15 protein-coding genes and 2 pseudogenes are annotated in these 17,038 nt (G+C 45.3%); 16 read left to right on the top strand and 1 reads right to left on the bottom strand.

Features of this window, described 5'->3' with window-relative positions:
* The 13 genes and pseudogenes from BM278_RS02760 to BM278_RS02700 form a co-directional block, all read left to right on the top strand.
* The coding region (locus tag BM278_RS02760; RefSeq protein WP_143093413.1) for a transposase at positions 1-528 on the top strand (528 nt) is incomplete at its 5' end.
* A gap of 60 nt (positions 529-588) precedes the next feature.
* Positions 589-1,161, top strand: a pseudogene (locus BM278_RS02755) (extracellular solute-binding protein); the annotation flags it as partial.
* A 117-nt stretch (positions 1,162-1,278) separates the two neighbouring features.
* Positions 1,279-2,226, top strand: a complete 948-nt coding sequence (locus tag BM278_RS02750) for an ABC transporter permease (RefSeq protein ID WP_090947853.1) — start codon at positions 1,279-1,281, stop codon at positions 2,224-2,226.
* Positions 2,227-2,239: 13 nt separating this feature from the next.
* On the top strand, positions 2,240-3,130 hold the full coding sequence (locus BM278_RS02745; protein ID WP_013877035.1) for a carbohydrate ABC transporter permease: 891 nt from the start codon (positions 2,240-2,242) through the stop codon (positions 3,128-3,130).
* A gap of 15 nt (positions 3,131-3,145) precedes the next feature.
* Complete coding sequence (locus tag BM278_RS02740) at positions 3,146-5,197, top strand: alpha-glucuronidase family glycosyl hydrolase (RefSeq protein WP_090947852.1); 2,052 nt, start codon at positions 3,146-3,148, stop codon at positions 5,195-5,197.
* A 15-nt stretch (positions 5,198-5,212) separates the two neighbouring features.
* Positions 5,213-6,724, top strand: a complete 1,512-nt coding sequence (locus tag BM278_RS02735) for a GH39 family glycosyl hydrolase (RefSeq protein WP_013877033.1) — start codon at positions 5,213-5,215, stop codon at positions 6,722-6,724.
* Positions 6,725-6,787: 63 nt separating this feature from the next.
* A complete protein-coding gene (locus BM278_RS02730) occupies positions 6,788-7,804 on the top strand; it encodes a sugar kinase (RefSeq protein ID WP_090947851.1) in 1,017 nt (338 codons plus the stop codon).
* Between the two features lie 19 nt (positions 7,805-7,823).
* Positions 7,824-8,474, top strand: a complete 651-nt coding sequence (locus BM278_RS02725; RefSeq protein ID WP_090947850.1) for a bifunctional 4-hydroxy-2-oxoglutarate aldolase/2-dehydro-3-deoxy-phosphogluconate aldolase — start codon at positions 7,824-7,826, stop codon at positions 8,472-8,474.
* A 132-nt stretch (positions 8,475-8,606) separates the two neighbouring features.
* Complete coding sequence (locus BM278_RS02720) at positions 8,607-9,305, top strand: GntR family transcriptional regulator (protein WP_013877030.1); 699 nt, start codon at positions 8,607-8,609, stop codon at positions 9,303-9,305.
* Positions 9,302-10,741 carry a glucuronate isomerase gene (uxaC, locus tag BM278_RS02715; RefSeq protein WP_049788003.1) on the top strand — a complete coding sequence of 480 codons (1,440 nt, stop codon included), beginning with the start codon at positions 9,302-9,304 and terminating at the stop codon, positions 10,739-10,741. Before BM278_RS02720 ends, uxaC begins: the two co-directional genes overlap by 4 nt.
* A gap of 18 nt (positions 10,742-10,759) precedes the next feature.
* Positions 10,760-11,875 (top strand): mannonate dehydratase, encoded by a 1,116-nt coding sequence (gene uxuA / locus BM278_RS02710; RefSeq protein ID WP_013877028.1) that lies wholly within the window; start codon positions 10,760-10,762, stop codon positions 11,873-11,875.
* A complete protein-coding gene (locus BM278_RS02705; protein WP_013877027.1) occupies positions 11,851-12,696 on the top strand; it encodes an SDR family oxidoreductase in 846 nt (281 codons plus the stop codon). Before uxuA ends, BM278_RS02705 begins: the two co-directional genes overlap by 25 nt.
* A gap of 220 nt (positions 12,697-12,916) precedes the next feature.
* The gene (locus BM278_RS02700) at positions 12,917-13,561 is read left to right on the top strand and encodes a YesL family protein (RefSeq protein WP_090947849.1); all 645 of its coding nucleotides are present in this window, start codon (positions 12,917-12,919) and stop codon (positions 13,559-13,561) included.
* Between the two features lie 70 nt (positions 13,562-13,631).
* Here BM278_RS02700 and BM278_RS02695 read toward each other — a convergent pair whose 3' ends face one another.
* Positions 13,632-14,870 (bottom strand): endo-1,4-beta-xylanase, encoded by a 1,239-nt coding sequence (locus tag BM278_RS02695; protein WP_013877025.1) that lies wholly within the window; start codon positions 14,868-14,870, stop codon positions 13,632-13,634.
* Positions 14,871-15,696: 826 nt separating this feature from the next.
* Between BM278_RS02695 and BM278_RS19555 the strand changes: the two genes are divergently transcribed.
* The 3 genes and pseudogenes from BM278_RS19555 (at position 15,697) to BM278_RS02685 (ending at position 17,011) form a co-directional block, all read left to right on the top strand.
* Complete coding sequence (locus BM278_RS19555) at positions 15,697-15,849, top strand: hypothetical protein (protein WP_311769445.1); 153 nt, start codon at positions 15,697-15,699, stop codon at positions 15,847-15,849.
* A gap of 4 nt (positions 15,850-15,853) precedes the next feature.
* On the top strand, positions 15,854-15,934 hold the full coding sequence (locus BM278_RS19615) for a Gfo/Idh/MocA family oxidoreductase (RefSeq protein ID WP_311769448.1): 81 nt from the start codon (positions 15,854-15,856) through the stop codon (positions 15,932-15,934).
* A pseudogene (locus BM278_RS02685) lies at positions 15,931-17,011 on the top strand (Gfo/Idh/MocA family protein). The gene BM278_RS19615 and the pseudogene BM278_RS02685 overlap by 4 nt, the downstream one beginning before the upstream one ends.
* The last annotated feature ends 27 nt before the right edge of the window (positions 17,012-17,038 follow it).

Below are 17,038 nucleotides of genomic sequence, written 5' to 3'. Positions count from 1 at the left end.
ATTCTCTATCCGAAAGGCATCGCCATCCAAGCCAAACAGTTTGCCCGCTATATCGAACCGAACGACACCCATCTCGTCACGGTGGGAGAAGAGCGTTATCGCGTGTATCGCTACGAGGGAGCGCTGAAAGGTCTCGATGATGCCGTTGTGTTGTTGGCTTGGAAAGCCGATCAGCCGATGACACCCGAACATCTTCACTGCGTCTTGAGCACCGACCGGGAGCTAAGCGATGAAGAGATCTTGCGCTACTATGCCCAGCGTTGGTCGATCGAATGCTTTTTTCGACAAGCGAAAGACCAGCTGAAGCTCGATGGGTACCGCGTTCGTCAACGTCGGGCGGTGAAACGGTATTGGATCTTGGTGCAACTCGCTTATGTGTACAGTATGGTCGAGTCCAACCGGGATTTCTCTACTGGGCTTGACCTTCTCCGAACGAAGAAAGGGCATAGTCTCGTCGAGTTCATTTACTATGCAGCGAAGCAAGATATTCCCATTGATGTTGTCAAAAAACAGCTCCATGTGGCATAAAGGGTACCTTGTTTGTCTCTTTTTGTATGGTAATTATTGTTATGAAAATTGCTCATCTACAGTAAAAATTTTAAACATATGGACAAGTTTTTTGAATACTTAGATGCCATTTATGGCTACATTTACAACGATTCGAAATATTTCAAGTATGGGCTATTTGAAGGCTATGACTATGTGATGAAAGACGGGAAGCCTGTTTACGATCCGAACCAAATCCCCGGTGGAAAGATCGATCCAGGGAAGTATTTTATAACGGAAGATATTCCAACCGTTCCGTATATGCTTTATGAATTAGCTGAAGAATTGTATACAACAAAACGCGAGCCGAAGAACGCCTATGAATATACAAAAATTGTTTCCCAAGGCGAGTCATACATGAAAGCGGGTACAATTGTCAATCAGCAAAACCAATACCGCATTGTAAATGAATTTACAGGGCCGCCGACCAAAACAATGCAAAAACGCGGAGAGTTTTTGACGAAAATGGAGCGGGAAACGTTCGCCAATATTATTTACGGACGTGTGCCGCTTAGCGCATTTGATGAGTTTGTAAAAAAATGGGAGGATTCTGGCGGCAAAGAAATTACAAAAGAAGTCAATGAATGGTATCAATCGGTGAAAGGAGCAAAGTAACGCTTTGTGACGATTAGGGTGCGGACATAGTCGGAACAATGGGTCAACTCACAATCGATGTTCGCACCTGCTTTTTTCACAAGGGATGGTGCTGAAAAGCCGAAAGGGGGAAAGCGTATGCAGTCAGCCGTAGATGTCAAAGGGCAAACGGCAGCTGTGGAAGTCAAAAGGGCTCGGAAAAGAAAAGGAACATGGCAGCTGCATGCCATGTTGCTTCCTGCTCTAATCATCGTCTTTATTTTTCAATACATTCCGATGTTCGGGCTGGTCATGGCCTTTCAAGATTATGAGCCGTGGCTCGGTTTTTTGCATTCGCCCTGGGTCGGCCTCGAACACTTTAAAACGATGTTTGAATATGAAGATGCGCGTCAAGTCATATGGAATACATTGGTGATTTCGACATTAAAAATCATTTTTAACCTCGGCGTGCCTCTTGCGTTTGCGTTGCTTCTCAACGAAGTATACGTGATGAAGTTTAAGCGGACTGTTCAAACGATCGTGTATTTGCCGCACTTTTTGTCATGGGTGATTCTTGGCGGGATTTTGATCGACATGCTTTCTCCTGAAGGAGGGATTGTCAACCGCTTTTTATCCATATTTGGCATTCAGCCGATTTTCTTTCTTGGAGACAATGATTGGTTCCGTACCGTTGTTGTCGTTACGGATGTGTGGAAAGAATGCGGATTTAACACGATTGTGTTTTTAGCTGCGCTGACTTCGATTAATCCATCGTTATATGAAGCGGCCATTGTGGATGGAGCGAACCGCTGGCAGCAAACGTTCTACATCACGTTGCCTTCCATGTTGCCGATTATCATCGTTGTTGGGACATTGTCGCTTGGGAATATTTTAAACGCTGGGTTTGATCAAATTTTAAACTTGTACAATCCGCTTGTTTACAAAACGGGCGATATTATTGATACGTATGTTTACCGCGTCGGCCTTTTGAATGGGGATTTCAGTTATGCTACAGCTGTAGGGTTGTTTAAATCGGTCATTAGCTTTATTCTCGTGGTCACGGGGTACCGTCTCGCTTATAAATACGCGAACTATAAAATCTTTTAAGGGGGGGAGGTCTATGTATCATCACTATCAAAAAAGCTTGCCTTATAAACTATTTACTGTGTTTAACTATACCCTTTTAACGATTATTGCCGTGCTTTGCCTTTTACCTCTCATCCATATTTTAGCCGTCTCATTCAGCGGCAGTGCAGCGGCGACGGCCAATTTAGTCGGACTGTGGCCAGTCGACTTTACATTGGACGCTTATGAGAAAACGATTGGAAATGAAAATTTTTTGCGCTCCCTTTGGAATTCGTTTTTGCGTGTTGTATTAGGGACGTTGATTTCCATGGGAGTCATGTTATGCGCTGCCTATCCGCTGTCTAAAAGCGATGGCGCGTTTCGCGGGCGGAAGCTGTATATGTGGTTTTTCGTGTTTACGATGTTGTTCCATGGCGGTCTCGTTCCGACTTATATGGTGGTGACCAAACTCGGATTGACGGATACGATTTGGGCGCTCATTTTGCCGCCGGCCGTCAGCTCATTTAACTTAATTTTGCTTGTGAACTTTTTCCGCACCTCGGTGCCGAAATCACTTGAAGAGGCTGCTTTAATGGATGGAGCGAATCATTTTACGATTTTTTGGAAAATTTATTTGCCGATTTCGGTTCCGGCAATTGCGACGATTTCGCTCTTTACGATGGTTTTTCATTGGAACTCATGGTTTGATGGGTTGATTTACATGTCAGATGTGAAACATTACCCGTTATCTACGTTCTTGCAAACGATTATTGTTCAACAAGATTTCACAAAAATGAGCGTCGATGCGGAAACATTGAAAAACTTATCTGAACGGACAGTGAAGGCGGCACAGATCTTTATCGCTGCTTTGCCAATGCTGATTGTTTATCCGTTTGTGCAAAAGTTTTTCGTGAAAGGGATTGTGTTGGGAGCGGAAAAAGAGTAAAAGGGGGAAGCGAACGTGCCGACGGGATACGAGCCTTGTTGGTTGCGATATGAGCGGAAGGATCAATATGATCCATTATGGTTTGAAGCGATTGTGGCCAAAGGAACATCCCCGATTTTTCGGGTAGCAGTGGAAGAACTCCGGAATGGCCTTAGCTCGATGGTGGGGATCGAGCCGCAGGTGGTGCAGGAAACAAAACAAACAATCAACGCGGTTTGGCTCGGGACGCTCGAGGATGAAGAATTCAGACGGCAACTGGTGGGGGGTGAGGAGACGGAACTCGTTCATCCTGAAGGGTATGTGATTCGATCCGATGCCCATGGCGGGCCGTTTCGTGTCTGCATTATTGGGAAAACTGATTACGGTGTGCTGTATGGCGCCTTTCATTTTCTCCGGTTATTGCAAATGGGTGAGAACATCGCTCATCTGTCGATTGTCGAGCAGCCAAAAAACCGGTTGCGCATGATCAATCATTGGGACAATATGGATGGCAGCATTGAGCGCGGGTATGCTGGGCGATCGATTTTCTTTGCCGATGGTCAGTTCGTAAAACAAAAACAACGCATAAAAGATTACGCACGGTTGCTCGCTTCCGTCGGTATTAACTCTATCTCGATCAACAACGTCAACGTTCACCAAACAGAGACGAAATTAATTACCGAAGAGTTTTTGCCGGACGTGGCGGAAGTGGCGGATATCTTCCGATCATATGGAATCAAAACGTTTTTGAGCATCAACTACGCGAGCCCCATTGAGATTGGGGGGCTTCCAACGGCGGATCCGCTTGATCCCGAGGTGCGACGGTGGTGGAAGGAAACGGCTAAACGCATTTATCAATATATCCCTGATTTTGGCGGCTTTGTGGTCAAAGCGGATTCCGAGTTCCGCCCTGGCCCATTTACATACGGGCGCGATCACGCGGAAGGGGCAAACATGTTGGCTGAAGCGTTGGTGCCGTTTGGGGGGCTCGTCATTTGGAGATGTTTTGTCTATAACTGCCAGCAAGATTGGCGTGATCGGACGACCGATCGGGCAAAAGCGGCATATGATCACTTCAAGCCATTGGACGGGCAGTTTCGCGAGAATGTCATCTTGCAAATTAAAAACGGCCCAATGGACTTTCAAGTAAGGGAGCCGGTTTCACCGTTATTTGGTGCCATGCCAAATACGAACCAAATGATGGAAGTGCAAATCACGCAAGAATATACAGGGCAGCAAAAGCATTTATGTTTTTTGATCCCGCAGTGGAAAGAGGTGCTTGAATTTGATACGTATGCGAAGGGAAAAGGGTCGAAAGTCAAAAAAGTAGTGGATGGTTCCCTATTTGGTTATCACTATAGCGGGATAACAGGGGTGTCGAATGTTGGTGATGACCCAAACTGGACCGGGCATACGTTGGCGCAAGCGAACTTATATGGATTTGGGCGGCTCGCTTGGAATCCGGATTTGTCCGCCGAAGAGATTGCGAACGAATGGATCGTGCAAACGTTCGGGGACGATCCACAAGTCATCGAAGCGGTCAGCTGGATGCTTCTTGCTTCATGGAGAATCTATGAAAATTACACCTCTCCGCTTGGCGTCGGCTGGATGGTGAACCCGGGACACCATTATGGACCTAATGTGGATGGATATGAATATTCGCATTGGGGGACATACCATTACGCCGACCGCGACGGGATCGGAGTTGACCGGACGGTTGCCACCGGAACTGGGTATACGGCGCAATACTTTCCGGAAAATGCGGCGATGTATGAGTCACTTGACACTTGTCCGGATGAGCTGCTCTTGTTTTTCCATCACGTTCCGTACACTCATCGGTTGCATTCAGGGGAAACGGTCATTCAACATATTTACAACACTCATTTTAAAGGAGTGGAACAGACGAAGGAGTTGAAAAAGCGATGGGAACAGCTGAAGGGGAAAATTGACGAAAAACGGTATAATGATGTATTAGAGCGATTAACCATTCAAGTGGAACATGCCAAAGAATGGCGTGATGTCATCAATACGTACTTTTACCGGAAGTCAGGGATTGATGACCAATATGGGCGAAAAATTTATCGGTGAATAGGGGAGAGGAGCATGAAGGTCGTAAACGTGCCAAGCAACGGGAGGGCGCAGTTTAAAAAGAACTGGAAATTTTGTGTTGGCACTGGGCGGCTTGGCCTTGCCTTGCAAAAGGAATATCTTGATCACTTGAAACTCGTGCAAGAGAAAATAGGATTTCAATACATCCGCGGCCATGGCTTGCTTTCCGATGAAGTTGGAATTTACCGGGAAGTTGAAATCGACGGAGAAATGAAGCCTTTTTACAATTTTACGTATATCGATCGGATTCTTGATTCCTATTTGGACTTAAACATTCGTCCATTTATCGAGTTGGGGTTTATGCCAAGCGCTCTTGCTTCAGGAGAACAGACGGTCTTTTATTGGAAGGGCAATGTCACTCCCCCGAAAGACTATAATAAGTGGCGTGATCTGATTATCGCTGTTGTTTTCCATTTCATCGAACGATATGGGATTGAGGAAGTGAGAACATGGCCGTTTGAAGTTTGGAATGAACCAAATTTAGTAAACTTTTGGAAGGGTGCAAACAAACAAGAATATTTTAAGCTGTATGAGGTGACGGCCCGGGCGGTGAAAAGCGTCGATCCTCATTTGCAAGTTGGGGGGCCGGCCATCTGTGGGGGGAGCGATGAGTGGATTGCTGACTTCCTTCAGTTCTGCGCCGAACGGGAGGTGCCTGTAGATTTTGTCAGCCGCCACGCATATACATCCAAAAGGCCACATAAAAAGACATTTGAATATTACTATCAGGAACTCGAACCGCCGGAAGACATGCTTGAACAATTTAAAACGGTGCGCGCGTTGATTCGCCAGTCTCCGTTTCCACATTTGCCGTTCCATATTACTGAATATAACACATCGTACAGCCCGATTAATCCGATTCATGATACAGCGTTGAACGCTGCGTATATTGCCCGCATTTTAAGTGAAGGGGGAGATTACGTAGACTCGTTTTCGTACTGGACGTTCAGCGATGTATTTGAGGAAATGGACGTTCCGAAGGCGTTGTTCCACGGCGGGTTCGGCTTAGTGGCGCTTCATTCCATTCCAAAGCCAACGTTCCACGCCTTTACGTTCTTTAATGCTTTGGGCGAGGAGTTGCTTTATCGTGATTCCGAGATGATTGTGACAAGGCGGAAAGACGGATCGATCGCCGTGGTGCTTTGGAATTTAGTGATGGAAAAAGGAGAAGGGTTTACAAAAGAAGTGCAGCTTGACATTCCCGTTCCATTTTCAGATGTCTTTATCAAGCGGCAAACAGTCAATGAAAAGTACGGGAACCCGTGGGTGGTATGGAAGCAAATGGGACGTCCCCGTTTTCCAAGCCGTCAAGCGGTGGAAACATTGCGCCAAGTAGCGCAGCCGCATGTTACGACAGAGCAACGGAAAACAACGGATGGCATTATTCGTCTGCCTATTGTACTGACAAAAAATGAAGTGACACTGATTGAAATTGAACAAATCCATGACGAAACAAGCACGTATGTCGGCTTAGATGATAGTGAAATGACATCGTACTCTTCATGATAACGAAAGTTTAGGGAAAAGTTGAAGTATTTTTCATCAAAATGGTTACTATGGAGGGCTGAGATGGACGTTGTCACGATTGGTGAGTCGATGGCAGTATTTACTCCGGCAAGCGGGGGGCTGATGAGGCAGGCGGTTACATTTACAAGACGGATTGGCGGTGCGGAGTCAAATGTAGCTGTCGGCCTTGCGCGCTTGGGCCATCGGGTTGGATGGATCAGCAAGGTCGGAGATGATGAGTTCGGAAAAGCGATTTTGTCTTTCTTACAAGGGGAAGGAGTCGATGTCAGTCGAACAAAAATCGATCCGGAAGCCCCTACTGGCCTTTATTTTAAGGAGAAAAGGCGACCAAACGACACACGGGTCTATTACTACCGGAGCGGATCAGCGGCAAGTCGGCTGACGCCGGCCGATTTGGATGAGAAGTATCTCGCTGCGGCGAAGTATTTGCATATTACCGGAATCACTCCAGCATTAAGCGAAAGCTGTCGAGAGACAATTTTTGCGGCCATCGCCATCGCTCGCCGTTGTGGGGTGAAGATCGTCTTTGATCCGAATTTACGCCTGAAACTATGGAGCCAAGCAGATGAAGCGAAGGAGGTGCTACTTCGCATCGCTGCCCAGGCAGATATTGTCCTCCCCGGGGCCGCAGAGGCTGCATTTTTGTTCGGCGATCGGCCGGTTGAAAAATGGGGGAAACAGCTGCTCGATAGCGGTTCATCGCTCGTTGTCATCAAACTCGGCGCAAGCGGAGCGCATTATTTTACGGCAACACACAATGAATATGTTCCTGGGTTTCCGCGTTTAAGTGTTTTGGCAGGGCCATTTCAAATTACACACAATGAATATGTTCCTGGGTTTCCCGTTAAACATGTTGTTGATCCGGTCGGCGCTGGTGATGGATTTGCAGCTGGATTGTTATCTGGGTTGCTCGATGGCCTCAGCCTAGCGGAGGCTATACGCCGAGCAAATGCGGTTGGTGCACTGGTGACAATGGTCGAGGGGGATGCTGACGGTATGCCAGAACGTGGAGACGTAGAACGGTGGATCAATCAGCAAGGAGAGGACGTCACCCGATAATAACGAGGGAGGGAATGGCATGGATGTACGGCAAACGATTCAAGAGATTGGTGTTGTTCCAGTCATCCGTGGGGCGACGGTAGATAATATTATTTCCCTTGCATTGGCTTTGCAGCGCGGGGGAATTCCAATCATTGAGATTACGATGGAAACGTCCGGGGCATTGGCTGCGTTGGGAACAGCAGCAACGGAGTTGGAAGATATCTTGGTCGGTGCGGGAACGGTGCTTGATGCTGAGACGGCACGGCAAGCAATTGCAGCTGGAGCGCGTTTTACTGTTTCCCCATCACTTTCCATCGACGTCATTCAAGCGACAAAACAATGCCATGTCGTCAGCATTGCCGGCGGATTGACGCCAACAGAAATTGTGACTGCCTTTCAACACGGCGCCGACATCGTAAAAGTGTTTCCTGCCCATGTTTTTGGACCAAAATATGTCCAGAGCTTGAAAGAACCGCTCCCACATATTCCTTTGATGGCGACAGGGGGGATAAATAAAGAAACGGTCGGAGAGTATATAAAAGCAGGAGTGGATGCAGTCGGCGTGGGGAGCTCATTAGTGAACGTCAAACGCGGATGGGAAAATCGTGAATTGGAAGCTATTACTGAACGTGCCGCGGAGTTTGTCTCTATTGTACAAAAAGAACGAAAAAAGAGGGTGACTGCGTGAGTAATAGAATAGAGGGATTTGACAGGAAATATTTTATTGCATTACATTAAAAAAAAAGAAAAATGCAGATGATGGGTTTATTCTGTTGCTGCCATACTAGTATATAACATAGAGAAAAAGGGGAATCGAAAGGTGATTTTTACTTCCCAGCAGAGCCAACAAATTAAAAGTTCCAACAGAGGTTCAGCGCGCGACCAGTTGTACGACATGCTGAAAGAAAAAATTTTGCGCCTTGAGCTTGAACCAGGGACGAAAATTTCGGAAAAAGAAATCGCTGAGCAGCTTCATATTAGCCGCACCCCAGTGCGCGAAGCGTTCCTCAAACTCGCGCAAGAAGAATTGCTTGATATCATTCCGCAAAGTGGGACGATTGTTTCCCGCATTAATTTGAGTCATGTGGAGGAAGGGCGTTTTATTCGCGAAATTGTCGAGAAGGAAGTGGCGGCTTTAGCTTGTACGAAATTCCGCCAAGACCATTTGTTCGAGCTCGAAAAAAACATTACGATGCAAGAGCTGTGCGCGGAAAAAGGGAATTTTCTCGAACTGTTTGAGCTTGACGAAAAGTTTCACCAGTTGATTTACGATGGGTGCGGGATGTCACGTTCGTGGAAAATGATTCAAAGTTTAAACAGCCATTTCAATCGTTTGCGTGTGCTTAGGTTGTCATCAGATTTGGATTGGGACATTATTATTTCCCATCACAAGCAAATTTATCGGTTGATTGCCAATAGAGAAGCTGAGAAAGTACGCCAGGTAATGGAGGAGCATCTGCGGCTTGTCGAAGTTGAGAAAGATGTATTAAAAAGGCAATATCCTCATTATTTCGTATGAATTTTGTTTTTGCAAAGGAGAGGGGAGGAGCCGTGCATTCGTTCATTCACGAGAATTTTTTGCTGCAAAACAAACATGCTCAGGTGTTGTACCATGACTACGCCAAATCATTGCCGATCATTGATTATCACTGCCATTTAAGCGCCAAGGAGATCGCGGAAGATCGCCGATTTCATCATATGACTGAGCTTTGGTTGGAAGGAGATCACTATAAATGGCGAGCGATGAGGGCATTGGGAGTGGAAGAAGAATATATTACAGGAAATGCTTCTCCTGAGGAAAAGTTTCAAGCTTGGGCGAAAACGGTTCCGTACTGCATCGGGAATCCACTCTACCATTGGACGCACTTAGAGTTAAAACGCTACTTTCAGATCGATGCCCTCTTGAATGAGCAGACTTGGCTGGAAATATGGGATCATTGCAATGAGATGCTTCAGCAGGAAGAGTTTTCGGCCCGCTCTCTCATCGTTAAATCGAATGTTGAATGGATCGGGACAACAGACGATCCACTCGACGATTTGGCGGATCACCAAAAAATTGCCCAAGATCCGTCCTTTTCTGTCAAAGTCGTGCCATCGTTTCGACCTGACTCGATCATAGAGATCAATCGCTCGTCATTTTTAGACTATATAAACAAACTGGGAGAGGTGACCGGTATATCGATTGTCGATTACAACCAGTTGCTACAGGCGGTTGAGAACCGGGTGCGCTACTTTCATGAGATGGGATGCCGAATGGCTGACCACGGACTTGAATATATGCCGCATGCCGAGTGCGATTGGCATGAGGTAAACATCATTTTTCAAAAAAGAAAGGATGGGTTTTCCCTCAGTCGTGAGGAAGAGGAAAAATATAAAACATTTACTTTATGTTTCTTAGCTCGATTGTATCACTCGCTTGGTTGGGTCATGCAGTTGCACATTGGCTCGATTCGAAATACAAATGAAAAGATGTTTCAACGCCTCGGGCCGAATACAGGCTATGATTCGATTAATGATTTTTTCCTTGCTAAGCCATTAAACGCCTTTTTTAATGATTTGGAGCGGGAGGGCCAATTGCCGAAAACGATTGTATATACACTAAATCCAGCTTACAACTATATCATTGCGTCAGCGGCTGGAAATTTCCAATCAGAGGGGATAAAGGCAAAAATTCAATTTGGGGCAGCTTGGTGGTTTAACGACCATCAAGATGGCATCATAACACACTTAACCGATCTCGCCAATGTTGGCGTGTTAAGCACGTTTGTCGGCATGTTGACCGATTCAAGAAGCCTTTTATCTTATGTACGTCACGAGTATTTTCGTAGAATTGTATGCAATTTGATCGGTTCGTGGATAGAAAAAGGAGAGGTTCCAAAAGATTATGCTTTTTTGGGAAAAATCGTCCAAGACATCTGCTATTTCAACGCCAAGCAATATTTCGAATTGCCATGAACGGGGGATTGAACTGCCATGAAAATGACGTTTCGCTGGTTCGGCAAGGACTATGATACGGTTTCATTGGAACATATTCGGCAAATTCCAGGAGTGGAAGGAATTGTCGGAGCGCTGTACCATATTCCGGTCGGTGAAGTATGGCCGCTCGAAGACATATTGGAACTAAAGCGGCAAGTGAACGAAAAAGGATTTCATCTTGAAGTCATTGAAAGCGTCAATGTTCATGAAGATATTAAACTCGGGCTGCCATCCCGGGAACGATATATTGAAAATTATAAACAAACAATCCGCAACTTGGCGAAAGCCGGGGTCAAAGTCATTTGTTACAACTTTATGCCGATCTTTGACTGGACTCGTTCCGATTTAGAGAAAAGGCGGCCTGATGGATCGACGGTGCTCGCCTACGAGAAACAAAAGATTGAACAGATCGATCCGGAAGAAATGATTCGTTGCATCGAAAGTGGAGCCAACGGGTTTTTGCTCCCTGGCTGGGAACCGGAACGGTTGAAAACGATCAAGCCTCTTTTTGCGCTATATAAAGGGATAACCGAAGATGATCTATTTGACCATTTGCGCTACTTTTTAGAACAAATCATTCCTGTTGCAGAGGAATGTGGAATTCGAATGGCTCTTCACCCTGATGACCCGCCATGGTCGGTATTCGGTTTGCCACGAATTGCAACGAATAAAGAGAATTTAGATAAAATTGTCCGTATGGTTGATAGCCCAGCGAACGGATTAACATTATGTTCTGGATCGCTTGGGGCCAATCCGGACAATGATATTCCTGATATTTTCCGTCACTTCCTGCGCCTTGGACGAGTTCCATTTGCCCATGTGCGTAATATCCAACTGTATGAGAATGGGGATTTTGAGGAAACATCCCATCGCAGCTGCGACGGTTCACTGAATATATGCGAGATTATGAAGGCGTTGCATGAAGCCGATTTTCAAGGCTACATCCGACCAGACCACGGCCGGATGATTTGGAATGAACAAGCGCGCCCTGGCTACGGACTGTATGATCGGGCGCTTGGCATTATGTATTTGTTAGGCATTTGGGATAGTTTGGAGAATGAAAGAAGAAAACGGGAAGGAGAGAAAGCATGCTCCCCATCCATCCAAATTTGAAGGGAAAAGTAGCAGTCATCACAGGCGGGGGCGGAGTGCTGTGCAGCTACATGGCGAAAGAGCTTGCTCGTCAAGGGATGAAAGTTGCTATTTTAAACCGGACGCTGGAGAAAGCAGAAAGAGTAAAAAAAGAGATCACCGAACAAGGTGGAGAGGCGTTGGCTATTGCATGCGATGTGCTTGATGTCGAGCGTGTTAGGCAGGTAGCGGAAATGGTAATGGATGTATATGGACCGTGCGATGTTCTGATTAACGGAGCGGGCGGCAACCACCCGCATGGCATTACAACAAAAGAAATATTAGAGTTGCAAGATCTTGATAACAACGAGATTACAACCTTTTTTGATTTGACAGCAGAAGGGTTTTCCTACGTTTTTGATTTAAATATTCTCGGTACGATCATTCCAACGCAGCACTTCCTTAAACAGATGGTTGGCAGAGGAGGAACGATCATTAATATTTCCTCGATGAGCGCCCCGCGGCCGATGACAAAAGTACCGGCATACAGTGCGGCCAAGGCGGGAATTGAAAACTTTACCAAATGGCTGGCTGTACATGTCGCCGAGATCGGGGTCCGCGTCAACGCCATTGCGCCAGGATTCTTTTTGACAAAACAAAATGAACATCTTCTCAAACGCCCGGATGGGTCGTATACAGAACGAACGGAGAAAATTTTATCCCATACACCGATGCGGCGGTTGGGAAAACCTGAAGATTTGTTGGGAACGCTTCTTTGGTTAGTGGATGATCAAATGAGTGGATTTGTTACGGGAGTGACCGTTCCAGTCGACGGCGGCTTTTTGGCCTATGCGGGGGTATAAGCTTTTTCAGAACATAGATGATGGTTAATGAAGAAAGAGGGTGTCCCAAAAGTATCGGGATACCCTTTCTTATCACCATATATACGCACGAAACACTTTTGTAAAACTATATATTGTATCCTCCTTGAAGAAAGACGACCTTTTGAGACAGCCTCTTCTTTTTTCCTTCCCATATGATATACTAATCTTAGTAGAGAGCAAAAACAAAGGTGGAGAAACTATGCGTTCCGGTCTTTTAGATAGCAAATTGTACCGTGTTTGCGAGTGGATTGCAAGACTTGCATACATTAATGTGTTGTGGATTCTTTTTACAATTGTTGGACTGACCCTCCTTGGCATTGCCCCAGCAACAGTGGCGCTGTTTACAATTGTGCGGAAGTGGCTTTTGTTCCAAGATGATGGGATTCCTGTGTTCAAAACGTTCGTCCGGACGTATAAAAAAGAATTTTGGTCGGCCAACCGGATTGGACTTTTGTTTATTGCCGTAGCGTATATCCTATATATTGACGTATTGTATATTGCCCATGTTTCCGCGCCTTGGCAGTTGCCTTTTTCCGTTGCTTTGCTCATTATGTTGTTTTTTTACGCCGTGACATTGCTATATGTGTTTCCGATTTACGTACATTATGAGCTTCGCTTTTGGCAATATGTGAAGTATGCCTTTTTAATTGGCATGGCCAACCCATTCATGACTCTTGCGATGATCATCAGTCTTGGCATATTGCTAGTCGTTCTTCTATATGTTCCAGGGCTTATTCCGTTTTTTAGTATCAGTATCTTTGCGCTGATTGTGATGGGGAGCGCGTTGCGGGTGTTTCGCAAACTAGAGAGCAAACAATCGGTATGGCAACAAGAAAATAAATAGTCCGCAGTGAAGAGGATGCCGCAAGGGAAGACAGTTCCCTTTGTGGCAGCCCGATTGTGTTGGCGAACAGTTATTTATGATCGATAATGGCCCAATAGGCAGGTTTTACACGGTAATCCGGGTCAAACACAAACGGTGCGTCTTTTCCTTTTCCTTTTTCTACCCTTGCATATGGAGCATTCGGCTCTACCACAACGTTTCCGTTGGAATCATAGTATACATCTGCTCGGCTGTCGAGCCACGTATGATTGTCGGCAATGCCCCAGAAGGTGATGTTGCTGATTTTATCGCCCAGTTTTTCGTACAACTTAAATAAACGGTCGTAACGCGCGGCTTGATCCAAAAACTTTTGTTCCGGAATGGCGTCATACGTCGGGTAGGCGCGTGGAGGCCAACCATACATACTCACATCAAGCTCCGTGATTTGGTTATCCAACCCTAGGTCGGCGAACATGTTAATCGTTTTCTCGATTTCTGCTTCAGAAGGCCAGCCGATTTGGATGTGGGACTGATGGCCGATGCCATCGATCGGAACGTCTTGGTCTTTCAAGTATTTAACTAAGTTATAAAGTCGAGTTCTTTTTGGTTCGATTTCTGTATTATAGTCGTTAATGTAAAGTTTCGCGTTGGGCGCAGCATATTTCCGTGCTGTTTCAAAAGCGACTTTAATATAGTCGATGCCAGCGACCTTATACCAATTCGATTCACGCAGTCCCCACGGGTTGTTGGGATTGCCATCATCAATGACCTCATTGACAACATCCCACGATTTTACAACGTCTTTATAGCGGGTGACAACGGTTTTGATATGATCGCGCAGGCGTTGCAGTAAAAGCTGTTTATTAGCTTCGCGCTTTTGTGGATCCGTTTCGTTAGGCATCCACTTCCCATCCTTATCATAGAAAAACCAGTCAGGCACTTGTTGGTGCCAAACGAGCGTGTGGCCGCGAACGTTCATATGATTTTCTTTAGCGAACTGGATGATTTGATCAGCAGGTCCAAAGTTGTATTCATTTTCCGACGGATGGATAATGGCAGGTTTCATCACGTTCTCGGCTACAATGCTGTTAAAGTGGTGTTTTAACATTTGCACATCTTTTTCGTTCAACAACTGATAAGGTTCCACCGCTGCGCCGATGGTGAACGAATCTTTGTAACGCTGGTCTAACTGCGGAGCATGCAACGCGCTGATGTTTGGTTTCTTCGCATAGGAAGCCGTATCTGCAGCAGATGTGTCATTCACTCCTATAGGCAACAATAACGTTAAGGACAGTCCGGCAACAATCGGTTTGCGTAAAACGTTCCGCATACATTTCATCTCCCTTTTGTTTTTTGGGCTAATAATTAGGATAGGGAAAAAGCGTGCTTGATTCCTCCTTTTGGGTTTTAATCTGCTACTAATGAAAGGGCTTTCATAGTTATAGAGAGAACTTGAGGGTTAAAAACTTATCCCAGTTTTATTTTAGCAACACTAACTTGGTTTATCAATTAAATATACTAAGTTTTCACTCTAATCTAGAAACTTGATAAAAAAGTCTCATCAAGAACAACTGACACTAGTATTTAAGGCTTGGTTCTACTCTTCTCGTTTGAAACTGGCCATTTGCGCGGTGAGCAATGTTTACAAGAATATTCTGCTTATTCCATTCGGTGTAAACCAGGAAGAGGGAAAAGATAAGGGGTTTGAAAATTGCTAGAATTCGGTATAAAATTAATTTATTATGATAAACATACTAGACTTCCGCATTTTTACACCCGAGAAAAACAGTCCTCTTTCGTTTGCTTTTGGTTGTTCGTTGGTCATTGAGTTGAGATAGGGAAGTAATCGTTCTTGAAAAAACGTTCATGAGCAAGCTTTGCCTACCACCTAGGATGGAAATCACTACCCACTAGACTAATGACCTCACGGAAAACGAAACTATGCTTAAAAAGCCCAAAGGTCGCTTTTGATCAGACAAATGAAAGTGCTTTCCTACGGAAGTAAAGGCAATGTGAGAAAGGCTAGTTTCAATAATGTTACATACAATCAAGATAAGAGGTTATCAAATGATTAATGTTGCTATCGTTGGCGTCGGTGCGATTGCCCCTTTCCATAATTAAGGCGTATCAGCAATTCAAGGAAAGATGCAATCTAAGTGGCCCTTTGTGATATTTATCCTGAAAAAGCCGAAAAAGCGGCGAAAGATTTTGAGTTGGCTGTCGATATTTATGACGATTATAAAAAGGTGCTGCACCGTTCCGATATTGATTTAGTGTACGATTCGTACCCCTCCATACACGCATGCTGAGTTAGTGATTGCCTTTTTAAACGCCGGAAAACATGTCCTCGTCGAAAAGCCGATGGCTTCCTCATTGGAGGAGTGTTCAGAATGAACCGAAGTGACGGAATGAATTATGCGCCAAAAGGTGTAGTCAAACGCGCTGTCGTAGAGGCGGGAGTATTTCGATTTGCCGACATCGGATTGGATCACGGACATATTTACGGAATGTGCAGCGGTTTAATTGAGGCAGGCGGCGAGCTAGTTGCCTTGTATGACCCAGATCCTAAAAAGTGCAGCAGTTTATTGAGAAAGATCCTAAAGCAAAAGCAGCTTCGTCGGAGGAGGAGATTCTGACCAATCTAGTGCAAGCATCCCATGTGATTGGGGGCCGCTCGGTCTTCGTGTGCTTGACCACGGCAAACATTGTTTCGCGGATAAGCCCGCATTTACCGCAATGGAACAGGTTAAAAAGGCAAGGCAAAAAGTAGCTGAGACTGGATTGAAATGGGGAATTTATTATGGCGAACGTCTCCATTCCGAGAGTTCGATTTTTGCGGGTCAATTGATCGAAGAAGGAGCGATCGGCTGGGTTATTCAAGTGATTGGCATCGGACCGCACCGCGCGAACCCTAAACATCGGCCGGACTGGTTTTTTGATCTTAAATATTATGGCGGAATTCTTTGCGATATTGGAAGCCACCAAATTGAACAGTTTTTACACTTCACCGGTGCTAAGGGTGCAAAAGTGTTGCATAGCAAGATTGGGAATTATCATTTTAAGCAATATCCGAAGTTTCAAGATTTTGGCGATGCTACACTTGTGGCTGACAACGGGGCTACCTTCTACTTTCGCGTAGATTGGTTTACGACGGACGGGCTCGACACATGGGGAGATGGGCAGGTATTTATCTTAGGAACAGAAGGGTATATTGAGGTGAGAAAGTATATTGATATTGCTAGAGACTCCCGCGATGACCATTTATATTTGGTCAATCATCAAGGGGAAAAACATTATCAACTGTCCGGAAAAGTCGGATGTCCATTTTTTGGAGAATTTATTCTTGATTGCTTAAATGGAACAGAAAATGCAATGGCGCAGGAACATGCTTTTAGGGCGGCGGAGTTATGTATTGAAGCCCAAGAAAAGGCAGTTTGGATTGAAATGGCTGAAAGTTCATTTGCTTTTTAACGTAAAAGTCCATCTCTAAGAATTATA

The sequence above is a fragment of the Parageobacillus thermantarcticus genome (assembly GCF_900111865.1).
GTDB lineage: Bacteria > Bacillota > Bacilli > Bacillales > Anoxybacillaceae > Parageobacillus > Parageobacillus thermantarcticus.
The sequence above is the reverse complement of the archived record's forward strand: the minus strand, read 5'-3'. Positions and strand labels throughout refer to the sequence as shown.

Bases quoted from the DNA above. Each gene is read 5' to 3' on its own strand.
- BM278_RS02750 (WP_090947853.1), top strand. From the start codon at position 1,279: ATGCAGTCAGCCGTAGATGTCAAAGGGCAAACGGCAGCTGTGGAAGTC.
- BM278_RS02745 (WP_013877035.1), top strand. From the start codon at position 2,240: ATGTATCATCACTATCAAAAAAGCTTGCCTTATAAACTATTTACTGTG.
- BM278_RS02735 (WP_013877033.1), top strand. From the start codon at position 5,213: ATGAAGGTCGTAAACGTGCCAAGCAACGGGAGGGCGCAGTTTAAAAAG.
- BM278_RS02730 (WP_090947851.1), top strand. From the start codon at position 6,788: ATGGACGTTGTCACGATTGGTGAGTCGATGGCAGTATTTACTCCGGCA.
- BM278_RS02725 (WP_090947850.1), top strand. From the start codon at position 7,824: ATGGATGTACGGCAAACGATTCAAGAGATTGGTGTTGTTCCAGTCATC.
- uxaC (WP_049788003.1), top strand. From the start codon at position 9,302: ATGAATTTTGTTTTTGCAAAGGAGAGGGGAGGAGCCGTGCATTCGTTC.
- uxuA (WP_013877028.1), top strand. From the start codon at position 10,760: ATGAAAATGACGTTTCGCTGGTTCGGCAAGGACTATGATACGGTTTCA.
- BM278_RS02705 (WP_013877027.1), top strand. From the start codon at position 11,851: ATGCTCCCCATCCATCCAAATTTGAAGGGAAAAGTAGCAGTCATCACA.
- BM278_RS02700 (WP_090947849.1), top strand. From the start codon at position 12,917: ATGCGTTCCGGTCTTTTAGATAGCAAATTGTACCGTGTTTGCGAGTGG.
- BM278_RS02695 (WP_013877025.1), bottom strand. From the start codon at position 14,870: ATGCGGAACGTTTTACGCAAACCGATTGTTGCCGGACTGTCCTTAACG.